Annotated in this window: 13 protein-coding genes and 1 pseudogene; 9 read left to right on the plus strand and 5 right to left on the minus strand. The window is 50.2% G+C overall.

What is annotated here, in order from left to right; translation table 11 throughout:
• The 7 genes from BLR97_RS19070 to BLR97_RS19100 form a co-directional block, all read left to right on the plus strand.
• Positions 1 to 186, plus strand: a 186-nt coding sequence (locus BLR97_RS19070; RefSeq protein ID WP_199105076.1) for a transposase, incomplete at its 5' end; no start/stop codon positions are given.
• Between the two features lie 125 nt (positions 187 to 311).
• Positions 312 to 731 carry a site-specific integrase gene (locus BLR97_RS19075; protein WP_280140215.1) on the plus strand — a complete coding sequence of 140 codons (420 nt, stop codon included), beginning with the start codon at positions 312 to 314 and terminating at the stop codon, positions 729 to 731.
• 17 nt (positions 732 to 748) lie between these two features.
• On the plus strand, positions 749 to 1,783 hold the full coding sequence (locus BLR97_RS19080) for a hypothetical protein (protein ID WP_089708452.1): 1,035 nt from the start codon (positions 749 to 751) through the stop codon (positions 1,781 to 1,783).
• Between the two features lie 869 nt (positions 1,784 to 2,652).
• Entirely contained in the window at positions 2,653 to 3,933 is a 1,281-nt protein-coding gene (locus BLR97_RS19085) for an AAA family ATPase (RefSeq protein ID WP_089708455.1), read from the plus strand.
• On the plus strand, positions 3,933 to 4,601 hold the full coding sequence (locus BLR97_RS19090; protein ID WP_089708457.1) for an RloB family protein: 669 nt from the start codon (positions 3,933 to 3,935) through the stop codon (positions 4,599 to 4,601). The genes BLR97_RS19085 and BLR97_RS19090 overlap by 1 nt, the downstream gene beginning before the upstream one ends.
• A 176-nt stretch (positions 4,602 to 4,777) precedes the next feature.
• A complete protein-coding gene (locus tag BLR97_RS19095; RefSeq protein ID WP_089708458.1) occupies positions 4,778 to 5,020 on the plus strand; it encodes a FitA-like ribbon-helix-helix domain-containing protein in 243 nt (80 codons plus the stop codon).
• Entirely contained in the window at positions 5,017 to 5,448 is a 432-nt protein-coding gene (locus BLR97_RS19100; RefSeq protein ID WP_089708460.1) for a type II toxin-antitoxin system VapC family toxin, read from the plus strand. Before BLR97_RS19095 ends, BLR97_RS19100 begins: the two co-directional genes overlap by 4 nt.
• Before the next feature lie 56 nt (positions 5,449 to 5,504).
• Here BLR97_RS19100 and BLR97_RS19105 read toward each other — a convergent pair whose 3' ends face one another.
• The 3 genes from BLR97_RS19105 to BLR97_RS19115 form a co-directional block, all read right to left on the minus strand.
• On the minus strand, positions 5,505 to 6,548 hold the full coding sequence (locus BLR97_RS19105) for a patatin-like phospholipase family protein (RefSeq protein WP_089708462.1): 1,044 nt from the start codon (positions 6,546 to 6,548) through the stop codon (positions 5,505 to 5,507).
• Positions 6,549 to 6,721: 173 nt separating this feature from the next.
• Complete coding sequence (locus tag BLR97_RS19110; RefSeq protein ID WP_089708464.1) at positions 6,722 to 7,435, minus strand: Crp/Fnr family transcriptional regulator; 714 nt, start codon at positions 7,433 to 7,435, stop codon at positions 6,722 to 6,724.
• A 190-nt stretch (positions 7,436 to 7,625) separates the two neighbouring features.
• Positions 7,626 to 8,345 carry a Crp/Fnr family transcriptional regulator gene (locus BLR97_RS19115; protein ID WP_089708466.1) on the minus strand — a complete coding sequence of 240 codons (720 nt, stop codon included), beginning with the start codon at positions 8,343 to 8,345 and terminating at the stop codon, positions 7,626 to 7,628.
• 554 nt (positions 8,346 to 8,899) lie between these two features.
• On the opposite strand from BLR97_RS19115, the gene BLR97_RS19120 reads away from it, so the two are divergent.
• Both BLR97_RS19120 and BLR97_RS19125 read left to right on the plus strand, forming a co-directional pair.
• A complete protein-coding gene (locus BLR97_RS19120; RefSeq protein ID WP_089708467.1) occupies positions 8,900 to 10,705 on the plus strand; it encodes a putative bifunctional diguanylate cyclase/phosphodiesterase in 1,806 nt (601 codons plus the stop codon).
• Positions 10,706 to 10,977: 272 nt separating this feature from the next.
• The gene (locus tag BLR97_RS19125) at positions 10,978 to 13,059 is read left to right on the plus strand and encodes a TonB-dependent siderophore receptor (RefSeq protein ID WP_089708469.1); all 2,082 of its coding nucleotides are present in this window, start codon (positions 10,978 to 10,980) and stop codon (positions 13,057 to 13,059) included.
• A gap of 52 nt (positions 13,060 to 13,111) precedes the next feature.
• Here BLR97_RS19125 and BLR97_RS19130 read toward each other — a convergent pair whose 3' ends face one another.
• Both BLR97_RS19130 and BLR97_RS19765 read right to left on the minus strand, forming a co-directional pair.
• Positions 13,112 to 16,393, minus strand: a complete 3,282-nt coding sequence (locus tag BLR97_RS19130; protein WP_244511427.1) for an acyl-[ACP]--phospholipid O-acyltransferase — start codon at positions 16,391 to 16,393, stop codon at positions 13,112 to 13,114.
• A 10-nt stretch (positions 16,394 to 16,403) separates the two neighbouring features.
• Positions 16,404 to 16,708, minus strand: a pseudogene (locus tag BLR97_RS19765) (IS3 family transposase); the annotation flags it as partial.

Genomic DNA, 16,708 nt, shown 5'->3' on the forward strand with positions numbered 1-16,708 from the left:
CGCTTGCGGACTTACCTGAAGCACACGCCCTTCGCGCGCATGAGTCCTAGCAACCTGAGGCTCAAGCTCATCAAGGTAGGCGCGGTCATCATCCGCAATACGCGTCGAATCCGCGTACTCATGAGTGACAGCTACCCCTATAAAACGGCGCTATCCGATCTCGTCAGGCGGTTGGTGCCGAACTGACTGCTCGGGCGCCCCCGGCCCGACGCAATGGGGGAAAGGGGGAGGTGTGTCTGAACGACGGAAAGTGGTTAAAAAGTAGCCGATGTAAGTCGAACCAGTAGGTATTTAACGGTGTTACAGCCTGAGTGCGGTACTGGCTGAGGTGCTATGAGAAATCCAGGCTAACTCAAGCAGCGACAGAAGTGTTCAAGCAGGCCCTGAATAACCCATTGCGCCCACTTGACTGCAACCTGGTGTTTTTCGGTGAGCCAGGTAAAGAAGGCAAGCGGGGCCCTTACGTCTATACGAAGGTTTGGAATCAGGCCAAGAAGAAGGCAGGGCTTGATGACATTCACTTTCATGATTTAAGACATGAGGCAGTCAGCCGATTAGTAGAGGCAGGTCTATTTGGTCAGGAGGTGGCTGCAATCAGTGGGCATAAGTCGATGCAGATGCTGAGGAGGTATACTCATCTAAGAGCTGAAGATTTAGTTGTAAAGTTAGATAGTTGTGAAAAAAATATAATTGCAATTCGCTCTATAACTAATGAGTTTGTTAAGAAATGATAAATAGGAGTTCTGAAATGGAAGAAGGAAGCCTAAAAAAATATTTTTACTCCAATGTCGCTAGTATTTTCTGGTCAACCATACTTGTTTTTGGAGGTGGGGTTTTTGTTATTTATTATGCGCTTATAGGGTATATGCCTGATTTTGATCTAAAGTCTTCAGTTGCAATAACAGCAGCAGCTTCTGCAACATCGGTTGTGATTATATTAACAATGCTGGGGGCTATGGTTTTAGCTGGGTCTTTTTGGGGCGGCATATGGAATGTTTTAGGAGAAAGATCAAATCTCAAGAAATATTGGGTTGATAATAGCTTCAATAGCAACTTTTTGAATTTACTAATTTGGTTTGCGATACCACTGCTTGCTGTTTATTTGAGTATGTTTATTAAAATTTATTTCGAAGGTTGGTATTGGCTGGCTATATTAATTATACCTTCAATGTTGTTTTTATATTTCCTTTGTTTTCAAAGTGGGTTTAGATTTTTGGTTGGTCTTAAAGAATTTGTTTTTTTAGTTTTTGCAACACTGGTTTCAGCATCTTTTATGCTAACACCGTTATACTTTATTTTAAAGTTAACGGCCGATGAGTTCGGTAATATTAGTTATGTAGCATTGTTAAATGGTTTTTTTGCTACAGTGTTTCTTGTTTTTGTAAATATGGCTTCAGCTACTCCTCAAAATAATGCTAAGCCATATGTTAAAGAGTTTGTCTTAGGGTTAATGGCTCTTTCTATGGTTCTTTCGCTCTTTGGTAAGTTCGATAGAATCCCATATGGTGTGATGAAAATATATAAGTTTGGAAATATACAGGCTTCTGAGTTGGTGTTAAATAAAAGTGGATGCGAGTTGTATAAAGCACTAGATCTAGAGGTATCGACTACAGATTATGATGTTTGTATTATAAAGGATGTTTTGATCCTTTCTAGACTAGGCAAAGAAGCATACTTGGAGGTTAAAGAAGATAATATTGGCTTGCTGAGATTTGCAATGCCAACATCTTTTATTGTGTCATGGACTCTTGATTCGAGGGATTCAAGAAATATAGATAAATAAAGTTATATATATAGAATCTTTAGCCTTTTCAAAAATTTCGAAACTTAGTGTGTAGTGGTGGTAATTGCTATACCGCCGCAAGCGTCGCCATAGCAATTACCTGTAACTTACTCGCTCTGACGGGTACGACGCTATACTGCTCCCCGAGGAGTTGGCCTACCGAAGCCAACGGCTACCGTTGCATCAGCAACATTTTCAACACTAATTAATATTTTCTGGATGGCATCAGTGTTCTTTCATCAACGTTTTGCTAGGTAAGATCACTGTGTCATTTCTGGCTAGGTGCTGTCACGGTGGAAGGTTCGAATATTACATGGATGGAGGCATACTGCATCAGGTGCGTGACGCCCGCAGACTGTCACAGGGGTGGCGACCGAGAATGTCTTGAACACCTCAAAGCGGTTTATAAAATTGCCAGGCGCTAGGCGCCGATATTCAACGCGTTGGTTAGGCAGTACCCGAAATAGGGAGTTAGCCGATTCGGGGTCTCTCAACCCTGGCAAATTGTAGGAAGTTGAGTGTAATAAACAAGCTGCTTAGGAGAAGCTCGTTAGACAACCAGGTTGAAAATCATCGATACATCTGTCTAGGAATTTCAATAGCTTCCGAATTTGAGGTCGAATAGAACCTTCTTGCGATCTTAGCTTCTTTGCCCGGGGGCTTGGCGGGAAAATGCCTGCCCTTGAGCTTGCGGCACTAATTACTGACATGGTCGGCGAGTGTTAGGGGCTTGATCTTGGATGGCGTTGAGGTTTTTTGTATTGATTTTTGGAAAAAAATGTCAAAAAATGGCATTATAAGGAGGGGTATGGGTTCCTTCTGACTTGATTTAGCATATTTTGTCATTTTTATTGTTTTAGGAGATTGATATGTTGATTGAATTTGGTGTGTCCAATTTTCGATCTTTTAGTGATCGCCAAACGCTTAGCATGGCAACGGCTAAAGGGAGAGAGTTAGCCGAAGAGAATACTTTTAAAGTAAATGCATTCAGTGATTTTAATTTATTGCGGTCTTCCGCTATTTATGGAGCAAATGCAAGCGGAAAAACTAATTTCTTACTTGCGTTGCGGGCGATGAAAGACATTGTGGTGAATTCTGCCTCGAGCCATCAGAGGGGGGACAAACTTCCAATCTCTCCATTCAGGCTTAGTGAAAAAAAATATAACGCACCAAGTGAATTTGAAGCTGTTTTTATCGTGGATCATGTCAGATACCAATATGGATTTTCGGCCACTCAAGAAAAAATTTATGAAGAGTGGCTTTTGGCTTATCCAAAAGGGCGAGCGCAGCGGTGGTTTGGAAGGGCTTGGAACGAAAATAAGCAAGAGTATGATTGGGAATTGGGTAATAACCTGTATGGTGAAAAGCAGCTCTGGCAAAGGTCTACTAGGGATAATGCACTATTCTTGTCTACGGCTATTCAGTTAAATAGCAAACAGCTTCAGCCAATTTATGACTGGTTTGACGAGATTCTCCGAATGAGTGGTGTAGGTGGATGGGGAATGGGTTTTAGTGCATCTTTATGTGAAAAAAAAGAAAAAGAGAAAGTTCTTGAGTTCCTAAAGGCAGCTGACTTGTCTATTGAAGACATTCAAGTTGAAAGTGAGCCATTCGACCCGGGGGCGCTGCCTGAAGATATGCCTCAAGGAATTAAGGATCAAATCGCTAAAGATATGAAGGGGAAAAAAGTATTAGATATCAAAACGATTCATAAAAGTGTAGATGGAGGCGAAGTCGCTTTCGATATTGATGATGAATCAGATGGTACTCAGCGGCTGTTTGGTTTTGCCGGTCCTTGGGTGGATAGCTTGGCTAATGGCTATATTCTTTTTATTGATGAACTGCATGATAATTTACATCCAAAACTTGTAAAGTTCTTAGTGTCTCTTTTTCATAGCAGTGAAACAAATCCCAAGAATGCCCAGCTAGTCTTTACAACGCATGAAACATCAATTCTGGACCAAGATGTGTTTCGTCGCGACCAAATTTGGTTCTGTGAAAAAAACAAAGATCAATCGACACAATTGTATCCTTTAACTGATTTTAGTCCACGAAAGGGAAGAGAGAATTTAGAGCTTTCATATTTGTCTGGTCGCTATGGTGCACTCCCCTTCGTTAAGGACCTAACAATTAGCTTGGGAGAAAAGTAATGGGAACTGATGACTTGTTTCACAAGCGTAAGGCTAGATCAGCTAAGCAGCTTTCTCGGAGAAAGGCAAAACGTTCACCATATGCTAAAGTACTTGTTGTTTGTGAGGGTAAAAAAACTGAACCATTTTATTTTAAAGGGATTCAGGAACATTATGAACTAAATACGGCTAATGTTGAGATAACTGGTGAGACTGGCTCGAGTCCAAAAAGTATTTGGGACTATGCGCGCCAGCGCTATCGAGAAGCGAAAGATGCAGGGGATGAGTTTGATAAAGTTTTCTGTGTTTTTGATAAGGATAATCATGATGGATATTATGAGACTTGTCAGGAAATTGATGCTGCAGTCCCAAAAGAGACTTTTTATCATATAACATCTGTACCTTGTTTTGAGTATTGGCTTTTATTGCATTTTATATATACTACTAAACCATATGAAAGCTTGCCAGGTAACAGCTCAGCTGAGCAAGCATTAAGCGATCTGAAAAACTATATCCCTGATTATAAAAAGGGGCATCGTGGGGTCTTTTTGGATCTTTTGGAACAGCTGCCACAGGCTAAGGCCTACGCGCAAAAAACTCTTGATGTTACAAGGGAAAGTGGAACCGATAACCCTTCAACTAAAGTTCACAAGTTGGTAGATTTTTTGCAAAAAATTAAAGATATGTAGTGGCGTGGAAAGGAATGTTGTATTGCTGCCGACGTCACCCCCAGATTGAGTAGCGCTACACTTTAGACTCTGCTCTTTGTATCAATGTGATCAGGCATGGCAAACGTTTCAGTCGAAATTAAATCATCGAGATTGTGCTATCATTGATTGCAACGAAAGCATCTGAGGAGGCTGGTATGGCATCAATCACTATTCGTAATCTTGACGAACAGCTAAAGTCCCAACTGCGTATAGAAGCAGCGATGCATGGTCATTCCATGGAAGAGGAAGTTCGCATCATTCTGCGCAAAGCGCTCAACCAGCCTCAGAAAGTGGGGCTGGGAAGCCGCATACGGGATCGATTCGCAGACGCGGGAGGCGTCGAACTGGAAGTGCCAGCTAGATCTGATAAGCCTCGTGATCCCGGCTTCGGCGCATGATGGTTCTTGATACCAACGTGCTCTCCGAGTTGATGCGGACTGTGCCAGCTGCTCGGGTTGTAGACTGGCTGGATAGGCAGGATGCTGCTGCAGTGGCAATTTCGGCGATTACGGTCGCTGAAATTCTCTACGGCATCGAACGCCTGCCCGACGGCAGACGCAAGCGTAGTTTCGCAGCGATGGCAGCAGGAATGTTCGAGGAAGACTTCGCTGGCCGCATTCTGCCATTCGATAGCGAAGCTGCTGTTCATTATGCAGAGCAAGTAGCTGCTAGCGAGCGTACAGGAAAGCAGGTGCACATGGCCGATGCCCAAATTGCGGCTATCTGCATCCGGCATGGAGCGGTGCTAGCGACACGCAACATAAAGGATTTCGAGACGTTGAGCGTCGAGACTATTAACCCTTGGGCAATCCCTTCTGAGAGATAGCACTACTCAAACCTAGCATCATAAGTTAACCCAACCCCAAAAAGCTTCTGCCACCCTTACCCCTGATGCTGCGCACCGATCCCCTGAAAAATCTGCCGCAGATCGACACTCGAACGCTCGCCGATGATGGCAAAGTTCTCATCCAGCCAGTTGTTGGCGGTGTCGCGGCCAAGATCGCGCAGCTTGGTGAGGAACTGCCATTCGACATTCATCTTTGATGAAGCGCCCAGAGGTATCAGTTCTGCTTGGTTTTCCATGACATGCACTCGCACCTGACGGTATTCATCGGCCGAGAGCTTGCCCTGACGAATCAGTCGGTCAACGAAGTCGATCCCGCGCAGTTCTTTAAGCAGGCTGCTGTTGAAGCTGATTTCGTTCATCCGGTTCTGTATGTCTTGGGCGTTCTTTGGCGCGCCTTTACGCTCGATCGGGTTGATCTGAATGACCAATATATCGTTGGTGCCCGTCTCGTCGTGAAAGGGAAACAGCGAGGGATTGCCCATGTAGCCGCCATCCCAATAGGGCACGCCGTCTATCTCGACAGCCTGATAGAGGTACGGTAGACAGGCCGAGGCCATCAACATGTCCAAGGTTATCTCTTCGCGAGGGAAGATTTTAACATTGCCGCTCTCCACGTTGGTGGCCGAAATGTAGAGTTTGAACGCAGTGCAATTACGCACGTTTTCGAAATCAATATTTTTCGCGACCAGGTCTCGCAACGGATTGATATTCATCGGATTAAGCTGATAAGGCGACGCCACTCGGGAAAGCGCATCCATCGCATGATACATGGGGTTATTTTCCAGCCCCCAGTTGCCTGTCAGAACGTCGTAGGGCGTGCGTTTCATTGGGCTGTTCATTGCGCCGTCGCCCATGCTTCGCCAAAAATGTTCTAAAGCCTCGCGACCGCCGTCGGGGCCATCGCGGGTGAAGCCATCGGCCAGTGCCACCGCATTCATCGCCCCCGCCGACGTGCCTGAGACTCCGGCGATTTTTAGCCGTCCGTCCTCAAGAATCCGGTCAAGAACCCCCCAGGTGAAAGCGCCATGAGCCCCTCCACCCTGAAGGGCGAGGTTAATAAGTTTGGGTTTCTGTGGCATGAGATCGATCCTATTAGCGAGTGGATGCACCTAATGCAGTGATTGCAGGAATTCAGGACGCATGCACTTAACGGCAGCATAGAGGCAATAGGAGGGGTGATCTGTCTGGTGGCGTACATATAGCCAGAAGACACTAAAAGTAATAGGGGAAGAGGGCAGGGCTGCCGTTGCCCTTATAGTGTCGGCAACATCTTGGCATATAGCGCACGATCTTCGGCGTAGCATGCGCAGGACGCCTCGATCAGGCCCGTCCGGTTAAGCACTTTGATTTCGCCACGGTGATAGCGAATCAGCCCACGCGTCTGTAGGGCTAAAGCCGCTATCGTAATCCCGGCACGCCTAACCCCGAGCATCATGGCCAGAAACTCATGGGTCAGTTGCAAGTGATCAGTCCCGGCGCGATCCTGGGTCATCAGCAACCAGCGGGCGAGGCGCGCTTCAATCCGATGAAAGTGGTTACAGGCCACTGTCGTAGCCAACTGCTTCATCACCACGTAAAGATATCGCTTCAGTCGCTGATGCAATACGGGGCTTTCCAATAATAGCCGCTGAAAGTTTGCCGCGTTGATGCGTAGGGCTGAGCCTGCGCCTTGAACCAAGGCGAGCAACGGTTCTTCTTCGATGCCCAGTATCAGTGATATGCCCAGCATGCCTTCTTGACCCGCCATTGCGACTTCCAGGCGGTTATCACCATCAATAACGACGATAAGTGAAATGAAACTGTCGATGGGGAAATAGACGTGGGTGAGTGCCTCGGCGGGCTGGAACAGCACTTCGCCGAACGTAAGCTCCACGGTTTCGCATTCAGCCATAAACGCATTCCGCTCGACGTCGGGTAGCGCGGCAAGTAGTTGGTTGGCAGCGGGAACGTTTAAAATAGACGTCATGTGCCTCTCCGGTTAAAAGAACCTGGCAAACGGCACAATGAAGGGATAACTCATTTTGATGTCGACTGCAGATAGACCGTCATTTGGCAATCTGACGGTCTATCTATATATTACCATTCAGTAAATTAAGCGTCGGCACGGTAGCGCACATAGCGCGATAATGCCTGCTGAAATGTGGGGCTGCCCTCGCTCACATAACGTTTTGCTGATTGAGCAAGCGGTCGTATTCTTCCTTGACCACCGCATAACACTCGCAGACCCGCTCCTCTAGCCCAGGCCTGTCAAGCACATTGATACGGCCACGATGGTAGGAGATCAGGCCAGCTCTCTGGAGCTTACCCGCCGATTCGGTGACTCCCTCACGACGCACGCCCAGCATATTGGCAATTAACTCCTGGGTCATGATCAGCTCATTGTTTGGTAACCGGTCAATGCTGAGCAGCAACCAGCGACATAGTTGCTGATCAAGGTTGTGATGGCGATTGCAAACCGCTGTCTGTGCCATCTGCGTCAGCAGAGCTTGGGTGTAGCGCAATAGCAGTCGCTGCATGGGGCCGGCGCGGTAGAATTCGTTTTTGAGCAGATGGCCCTTGAGACGTAACGCTTGCCCGCCACTCTGGACGATCGCTCGGCTGGGTGTGGTTTCACCGCCCATGAATAGTGAGACGCCCACCACCCCTTCATAGCCCACCACGGCAATTTCTGTCGAGGCGCCATCCTCCATCACGCACAGCAGCGAGACGATGGAGTCCAGCGGAAAGTAGACATGTTTCATGACCTGTCCCGCTTCGCAAAGCGATTGACCCAGTGTCAGTGTCACTCTCTCGAAATCAGGTAGCAGGCGATTCAGTTCCTCTTCAGGCAGTAAGCCAAGCAAAGCATTTTTCCGGAAATCACCAGGCCCTTGCATTGAGTATCCCCCTTATTGCTAGCTGTTGAGTAGTTTGACGGGAATCGCCTATGTAAGGCTTGCCAAACTTAAGTATAGGACGCTGTAGAGGAAATTCTGTACGATAACGCACATAAAATGGTTCGTTTATATTTAAGATATTGATTTTTATAATAAAAGGTAGGTTTTTCGGAGATGTCCACGCCATGTTCGGCAGCGCACAGTCAGCCACTGACTTAACGTCTAGTGTGTGTACAAGTGAGGCGACGGATATGCCTAAACAAGGATGTTGCACTATGTGCGCTGCTGGGAACGCAGCGCCACCCTTCTTGAATTATTACTGCCACAAGCAGCTTGGCAGCCGAGATGACATTTTGCTTCTGCTCCAACCTCTCAAACTCGTGCTTGATGCCGCATTGAAACATTTCTATATGTTCGGTTGCGCACAGAGTCGCGGCGTGTGACTCCCTTAAGGTCGAAAAAAACAACGCCAACTTCTCCAAAGCCAACGCATTCGTTTTTCTTTGGTTCTATGATGAGTAGAGGCTGTCGTTTCAAAAAAAGAGGTAAGGTTCATGGGGCAGGGAGCGACAGGGCACATTCATGTGCCTGATGAGGCCGCTGCGCAGGAAGAGGCCGACGCGCGGTTGCGTGATGCTGAAGCCGCCTTGCAAGCTGCGAAGGAATGGGCTCAGGTAACACTGAATTCGATCGGCGATGCCGTGGTCACGACGGATCTTGAGTCTCGGGTCACCTATCTGAATCGGATGGCCGAAACCCTGACCGGTTGGTCGTGTGTCGATGCGCTCGGCAAACCCTTGGTTCAGGTGCTGACGCTTATCGATGGCCAGACGCTCCAGACGGCCGCCAACCCAGCGCAACGGGCTATGGAAGAAAACCGCACTGTTGGCCTCGCCATGGATTGCGTACTGATTCGCAAGGATGGCAGCCAGTTGTTGATAGAGGATTCCGCGTCACCCATCCATGACCGAGACGGCTGCCTTAAAGGGGCGGTCATCGTGTTTCATGATGCCCACCACTCGCCGACCCATTCGTCCAAGCTGGCTTATCAGGCGCAACATGATGCCCTCACCGAGTTGCCCAATCGTATCCTGCTCTCGGAGCGCCTTTCTCAAGCCATTGGTCTGGCAAAGCGGCATCAGCATCAGTTCGCCCTGTTGTACCTGGATCTCGATGATTTCAAAACCATCAACGACTCGCTGGGTCATGCGATAGGCGACGCCTTGTTACAGTCGGTGGCGGGTCGTCTCAACGAGTGTGTTCGTACAACAGACACGATATGCCGTCAGGGGGGTGATGAGTTCGTGGTGCTGCTGAGTGAAATTGAAAAGTCACAGGATGCCGCCCGAATTGCGGAGAAAATCCTTAGCGCACTAGCCGAACCGTACCAAATTTTCGATCACGAGCTGCGTATTACCACCAGTGTTGGGATCAGTCTCTATCCCGATCACGGCACTGATGAACATACCTTGCTCAATAATGCCGATACAGCGATGTATCACGCCAAGAAAAGCGGACGCAACAATTGCCAGTTGTTCAGTGCCGAGATGAACGCCCTGAAAGCGCAAAATAATAATTTAGGGTCTCAATTGCACCTGGCGCTAAAGGCAGACACACTGTTTCTCGACTTCCAACCTAGAATAGATATCGCCACTGGTTATATGGTGAGCGCAGAAGCGCTGCTTCGTTGGCGCAGTCCGACACAAGGCCTTATGCAGCCCTCGGCGTTCCTTCCGGTCGCAGAAGCCCGCGGGCTCATGGTTCCTATTGGTTACTGGGTGCTGGGCGAGACCTGCCGTCGGTTACAGGCGTGGCGCCGCGAAGGGGGCGATATCGTGCCCATCTCGGTGAACATGTCGGCCATGCAACTGCGCGACAAGACATTACCCGCCCGTGTGGCGGAAATATTGAACAAAACCGGGCTGGATCCCCATTTTTTAGAGCTGGACGTGTCTGAAAACAGCCTCATGCATCTTCATACCGACGCTTCAATATCGACCCTGGCCGAGTTGAACCGTATGGGGATACGCATTGCCATCGACGACTTCGGTGACGGTAGTGCCAGCTTGAAACATTTGCATTGTTTTCCCATCGACACAGTCAACCTCGCGCCTTGTTTTGTGCATGACATGCTCAATAATCGAGAAGATGCCATGTTCATCAAGGCGCTTATCAACTTTGGCCAGAATTTGGCCGTGCGTGTTATCGCCAAGGGCGTCGAGACCCAAGCACAGTTGAACCATCTTGAATCAGAAGGCTGCGATGGTGCCCAGGGGTTCTGGCTCAGTAAGCCGCTGTCAGCAACCAACTTCCGCGTGCTACTCGGGCCTGACCGCCCTGCATTGCAGTTGAGCCATTAAGCGCCTGACTAATCCCTGGTTTGCCCCGATGAAAAATACTCCCTTAGCGCTTTATATCCAGAGCACCTGTTGAACAACTGCAAGGTGCTTTTGGGCATGCTCGACGTACTTATTGTTTTCATTCAAACCGGTAGCAAGAAAAGCCTCTTGAGGGTGCGGAGCCAGTCGAGGGCTTATGCGTATTAATCGCCATTGTGAAGCGTAATAAAAATTCGTATCATTCGCTTTACTATAACTATACGCTTCCTCTAATAACCCTCAAGGTCTTCTTCATGCACCGGAACCCTATTTGCTTCGCGCGCTTACCGCTCGCTGTCGCTGTGCGACGTTCACTCACTCTATCGCTAGGCGGCGTTTTGAGCATTACACCGCTTGCCGTGCTTGCCCAGGAAGAGACGATCGATACCGGCACCACCGTGGTTACCGCCACGGCGCTGAAGGTTGATACGCCGATGGTAGAGACCCCACGCCCAGTATCTACTGTGAATCGTGAAGAGCTTGATGATCGTAACGTCCAGCAACTCGACGAGACGTTCCGATATCGCTCTGGTGTGCTTTCAGGCCACTATGGATCGGACAACAACACGAATTGGTTCAAGATCCGGGGGTTCGACCAGGCAACTTATCTGGATGGCCTTCGTCTCTATCGGATCGGTTATTACCAGTGGTTACCTGAAACTTACGGCCTTGAGCGTGTAGAAGTCTTTAAGGGGCCTGCATCGATCCTCTATGGCGAGGCACCTTCTGGGGGGCTGATCAATGCCGTGAGCAAACGCCCTACCGATGAACAAAGGGGGGAGATTGACATTCAGGCGGGCAACCGCGATCACCGCCAATTGGGTTTTGATACATCAGGTCCAGTTACCGAGAGTGGTGACGTACGCTATCGTGTCGTTGGGCTATATAAAGAACGCGATGGTGATTTAAATGACACCGAGAACGAGCGTGTTTACTTCGCACCGAGCCTTGAATGGGATCTCTCCGATGATACACAGCTTACGCTACTCGCTAGCTTCCAGAAGGACGACGGCGTTCCGGTCAATCCCTTCAAACTTCCCTATGGCACGGTAGAAGACACGCCGCTTGGGAAGGTGGATCCCCAAACTAACTATGGCGCGCCCGACTACGACAAGGACGAACGTACCCAGGCAGCCATCGGTTACGAATTCAAACATCAGCTCGATGACACTTGGAAATTTGAGCAGGATTTTCGTTATAGCCATCTCGATTTGGATTTGCGTAGCACCTACATCCTTTCACGCATTGATGAGCAAACAGCTACGCGCGGCCATTTACAACGTGATGGTGAGATCGACAGTTTTACGATTGATAATCGTATGGTAGGTAAGTGGTATACAGATCGTACTGAAAATACTTTGCTGTTCGGGGTGGACTACCAAGACCTAAGTCTCGATGATAAACAATTCGACAGTGATTTTTCTGGTTATGACACCGTCGATATCTTCGATCCGCAAGGAGATATCGTTTCTGTTCCCGACGACCAATTAGAACGCCGCCAGATCGATAAAGAGCAACTTGGCTTTTATGTACAGGATCAGTTGCGTATTGATGACCGTTGGGTACTGCTGGGAGCTGTTCGCTACGATCAGGCAGAAACTGACAGCGCCAATCGCACTACTGGAACAACGGAGCGGGCCGATGATAATCAGGTCTCTTGGTCCGGTGGTGTGATGTATCTGGGGAACCATGGCATTAACCCCTACCTGAGCTACACAGAGTCTTTTGAGACGCAAACCAGCGTTGACGATGGTGGAGATCTTTATGAACCATTGGAAGGTGAGCAGTGGGAGCTTGGGGTTAAGTTTGCTCCTCCTACTTGGGATGGCTATGTAACAGCTGCAATCTTTGATCTTGAACAGCGCAATAGCCTCGTGACTTCATCAAGCGGCGGGCGTCAGGAGCAGAGTGGTAAACAGACATCCCAAGGATTTGAAGTAGAAGGTGTCGGCTATTTGACCGACCAACTGCAACTTACTGCTGCATATACTTATACTGATGCTGAAGGCGAAGGTGGTCAGCGTAAGAGTCTAATTCCACGTCACCAAACATCGGCCTGGCTTGATTATGACTTTGAAGGGGCCGTTGTGGATGGCTTGAAGGTGGGGGCTGGCATTCGCCATGTGGGTGAAAGCTCAGGGGGATCTACTATCGATGTACCCAGTTATACCGTGGGCGATGCCATGGCGAGATATGACATCAATGAAAGTTGGACGGCTCAGCTCAACGTTAATAACATCACTGATGAAGAATATGTGGCGAGTTGTGAATCTGATTTCTGGTGCTATTACGGCGAATCCCGCAGCGTCATTGGCAGTTTGAAATACAATTGGTAAAACACTGATACTTCATCAAGACCCGGCTTAAGTGCCGGGTTTTTTCTGTTTACTACGCCTTTTCTGCTTCCAACTGCGCTTGGGCTAGCCGCTTAGCGCCGTCGAAATCCGCTTTACCGCTGCCCAGGCGCGGCAGCGTTTCGACTGTCAACCAGTGGCTGGGAATCATCATGGGTTGAGTGCCGTTGGAGCGCATGGCCGCTTTGACGGCGCTGGCGTCAAGCGGTGCCTCCGACAGCAGTACGATACGCTCGCCTTTATGGTTATCGGCAATTGCAACTGCCATCAGCTCGGTGCTTTGGTCATTTAGAGCGGCTTTAACCGCCTGTTCAACGGCGCTGAGACTAATCATCTCGCCACCCAACTTGGCAAAGCGGGAGTAACGGTCAATCAGCGTTAAAAAGCCGTCTTCATCGATAAAGCCTTTATCACCTGTGACGTACCAGCGCTGGCCGTCGAGCTCTTTAATGGCGGCAGCGGTGCGCTGTGGGTCGTTGAGGTAGCCCTGCATTACCTGAGGGCCGCTGATTAAGATCATGCCAGCTTCGCCAGTAGGCAGCTCTGCAAAACTGTCTGGATCAACGATTTTAAAACTGGTGCCGGGCAGCGGCATGCCTACCGTGCCTGCTTTACTGCCCTGCTGTATTTGCTGGTAGTGCATACCCATGGCATCGGGCAGGTTCACTGAGGCCACCGGGGCAATTTCGGTTGCTCCATAGCCTTCGTAAATGGGCTTGTGGAATTTAAGCGTAAAGTCACTGCTCACGCGTTCATCCAGCTTTTCGGCACCAGCGACCACTATCCGCAAGCTTTCCAACATTAACGGATGCACCTTTGAGCTGCGTACAAACAGCCTTAAAAAGCTGGAAGTGCCAAACATAATAGTGGCTTTGTGCTTGGCAACGGCGCCAGCGATGCCAGGGGCATCGGTAGGGTCAGGGTGGCATACCAGCGGTAAGCCTTCGATCAGCGGCAACAGTTGGGTGACCGTCAGCCCAAAGGCGTGAAACAGCGGCAGCGAGCCCATCACCACGTCGTCGCTCTGGGTGTTGAGCACGTCGGAAGTCTGTTTGATATTGGCCATCAGGTTGCGGTGGCTTAGCATTATGCCCTTGGGCTCGCCTTCGCTGCCGCTTGAAAATAGGATGGCGGCGGTGGCGTCGGCATCGTGGGCTTGGCAGAAAAGGCGTTGAAGCAGCCAGCCCGGTAGCAAGCGAATGGCCAGCCAAGTGCGGACGCGCTCAGAGCGGCTAATGGATGTTTGCAGGTCTTCCAGGTACACCTTGTGAGTATGCGCCAGTAGCTGGTTAACATTCAGGCCACGTTTCTCGAGCTTTTCCACAAAGCGGCGCGAGGTGAAAACTGTGCCGATCTCGGCTTGCGTGAGCGCTGAGGCAAGCGCTGACTGGCTGGCGGTGTAGTTGAGGTTCACCAGCGTTTTGCCTGCCAAAAGGGTCGCCATATTCGTCAGCACGCCTGCGCTGCTGGTCGGCAGCAGCAAACCGACGTTTTGCCCTGAAGTCAGTTTGCGAATGCGCTTAGCCAGTAGCAGGCTGGCGGTCAATGCCTGGGCTGCATTAAGCGGGCGGCTAAGGGAATCCGATAGGGCTAGCTCACCGGGTCGGCGTTTTACGCTGCGTATCCACGCCTCAGGTAGGCTGGGGAGTTCGTTGATGGCATGCTGCCAGGAGTTGGTGGCTTGTTCAAAAATGCGCAGCTTGAGTACATCGGCAGGGGTGTCTTTGGGCAGCGGCTTGCCGAACGCGACCACCACCGAGCGATGCAATGGCGAATTACGCAACTCTTTTATTTTGCTTGATGAGCGGGAGAACTGGCTGCCCCAAAGACCACGCAGATAGAAGGGAACAATGCGTACATCGGGATTTGCCTTCTGACAGGCCCGTTCGTAGCCGCGGCGGAATTCACCTAGCTGACCGTTGCGGGTGATCGCGCCCTCTGGAAACAGGCATACCACTTCACCAGCATTCAACTGTTCAGCAACGGCGGTTAGGGCGTTATCGGCACCCGCGCCGCGTTCGATGGGAATGCAACCCAGGGCTTTGAAAAACCAGCGTAGGTACCAGCGTTGGTAAACTGATTTCAACATTACAAAGCGCACCGGGCGTGGGCTGGCGATTTGCACCATGGCCCAATCCACCCAACTGATATGGTTGCCAAGCAGCAGCACACCGCCCTGGGCGGGCAGGTTTTCCAGACCATGCACATCCACGCGGTAGCGGCGTGTCAGCAAGAAGCTCAACAGAAAGCGCACCAGGCTTTGAGGCAGCTTCATAATGGTGTAACCACCGCCCACCATGGCGACGGTGGCAATCAGCACCAACAGATAATGGCTATCCACACCTGCCAGTGCGAACAGCGCCGTGAGCACCAAAAAGCCCAGCATGGCGATGTTTTGAATCCAGTTATTGGCGGCCAGCACGGTGCCCAGTTCGTTGTCGGCGGCGTGAAACTGAATCAGCGCATTGAGCGGCACTATAAACAGCCCACCCATCATGCCAATAAATACAAAGTTCAGCGCTTGGCTAACGGGCGTAGTCAATAGCGGCAGGCACCATAAACCAACTGCCACCCCAACCGCCCCGACGGGGATTAAGCCAGTTTCAATGCGGTTGCGGGAGAACTTGCTGGCGAGCAACGACCCCAGCGCAATGCCGATACCGCTAGCGGCGAGAATACCCTGTAGCACCAAGGTGTTATCGATGCTCAGTGCGTCTTTGGCATAGGCGGGAAAGGCGGCCAACAGCACTTGGCCCACCGACCAGAAGGTGGCTAGGCCGATAATCGACAGTCTGATGACGGGCTTGTGTGCAATGATCCGCAGGTTGTCTTTAAGGGCAGTACCTTGAAGGTAGCGTTGCCAGGTAAGCGGTGTGGCGGGTGTCTGAACCTCGTCTGGCATTAGCCGGTAAAGCGAGATCACTTGGAAAACGCTGTTAAGCACTAGCAGCCAGCCCAGCGGCGCTATTTGATGCAACAGTTGCGCGGGTGTTTGGGCACTCGGTGTCACCCAGGTTTCAAACAGCGCAGTAAACGCTACGGTGCCCGCCAAAATAGCGCCAATGGTGACGGCTTGGATAAGCCCGTTAGCTTCCGCCAGGCGCGGCTTACCAAATAGCCCTCTAACCAAACCGTATTTGGCCGGTGAGTAAAAGGCTGACTGAATGGCCAGCAGTAGCGTCATTGCAAACGCTAGCCAAAACCACCCCTGGTAATAAGCGGCGGTGATGCCCAGTGACACGACAACCGCCGCCCAGGCGGAAGCCCGCAAAATGCGCACCTTGGGGTAGCGGTGATTTTCAACCCAGTTGTCCAAATGGCTGCGCTTAAGCAGCCTGTTTATTACGCTCGATTTCCTGCTCTTTTCCCGGGTTGAGCGACACCGAACCAGGAACCTCCCAGTTCCGAGTGCGGCCCGACCAGCGTTGAGGCTGTCGGCGCTTCGCCCTTTCATAAACCGCTTTCCGGTGCTCAAGACGTTCTCGGTCTATCCCACGGTGCCGATCCGCCGGCGTGACATACTGGATACCACTGTGAAGATGCTGCTCGTTGTAAGCCCGTTCGAACGTCAGCATCCATTCCCGTACCGCGCTCAGCGATGCAAAGCCCTTTGTGGGCCACCCCGGGCAAT

Origin of the sequence: Vreelandella arcis (assembly GCF_900103865.1) — a bacterium.
In the GTDB taxonomy this organism is placed as follows: domain Bacteria; phylum Pseudomonadota; class Gammaproteobacteria; order Pseudomonadales; family Halomonadaceae; genus Vreelandella; species Vreelandella arcis.

What these genes read in the sequence shown, in the direction of transcription:
- BLR97_RS19105 (WP_089708462.1), bottom strand. Translation starts at nt 6,548, where the DNA reads ATGCCACAGAAACCCAAACTTATTAACCTCGCCCTTCAGGGTGGAGGG.
- BLR97_RS19080 (WP_089708452.1), top strand. Translation starts at nt 749, where the DNA reads ATGGAAGAAGGAAGCCTAAAAAAATATTTTTACTCCAATGTCGCTAGT.
- BLR97_RS19090 (WP_089708457.1), top strand. Translation starts at nt 3,933, where the DNA reads ATGGGAACTGATGACTTGTTTCACAAGCGTAAGGCTAGATCAGCTAAG.
- BLR97_RS19085 (WP_089708455.1), top strand. Translation starts at nt 2,653, where the DNA reads ATGTTGATTGAATTTGGTGTGTCCAATTTTCGATCTTTTAGTGATCGC.
- BLR97_RS19110 (WP_089708464.1), bottom strand. Translation starts at nt 7,435, where the DNA reads ATGACGTCTATTTTAAACGTTCCCGCTGCCAACCAACTACTTGCCGCG.
- BLR97_RS19115 (WP_089708466.1), bottom strand. Translation starts at nt 8,345, where the DNA reads ATGCAAGGGCCTGGTGATTTCCGGAAAAATGCTTTGCTTGGCTTACTG.
- BLR97_RS19100 (WP_089708460.1), top strand. Translation starts at nt 5,017, where the DNA reads ATGATGGTTCTTGATACCAACGTGCTCTCCGAGTTGATGCGGACTGTG.
- BLR97_RS19120 (WP_089708467.1), top strand. Translation starts at nt 8,900, where the DNA reads ATGGGGCAGGGAGCGACAGGGCACATTCATGTGCCTGATGAGGCCGCT.
- BLR97_RS19125 (WP_089708469.1), top strand. Translation starts at nt 10,978, where the DNA reads ATGCACCGGAACCCTATTTGCTTCGCGCGCTTACCGCTCGCTGTCGCT.
- BLR97_RS19095 (WP_089708458.1), top strand. Translation starts at nt 4,778, where the DNA reads ATGGCATCAATCACTATTCGTAATCTTGACGAACAGCTAAAGTCCCAA.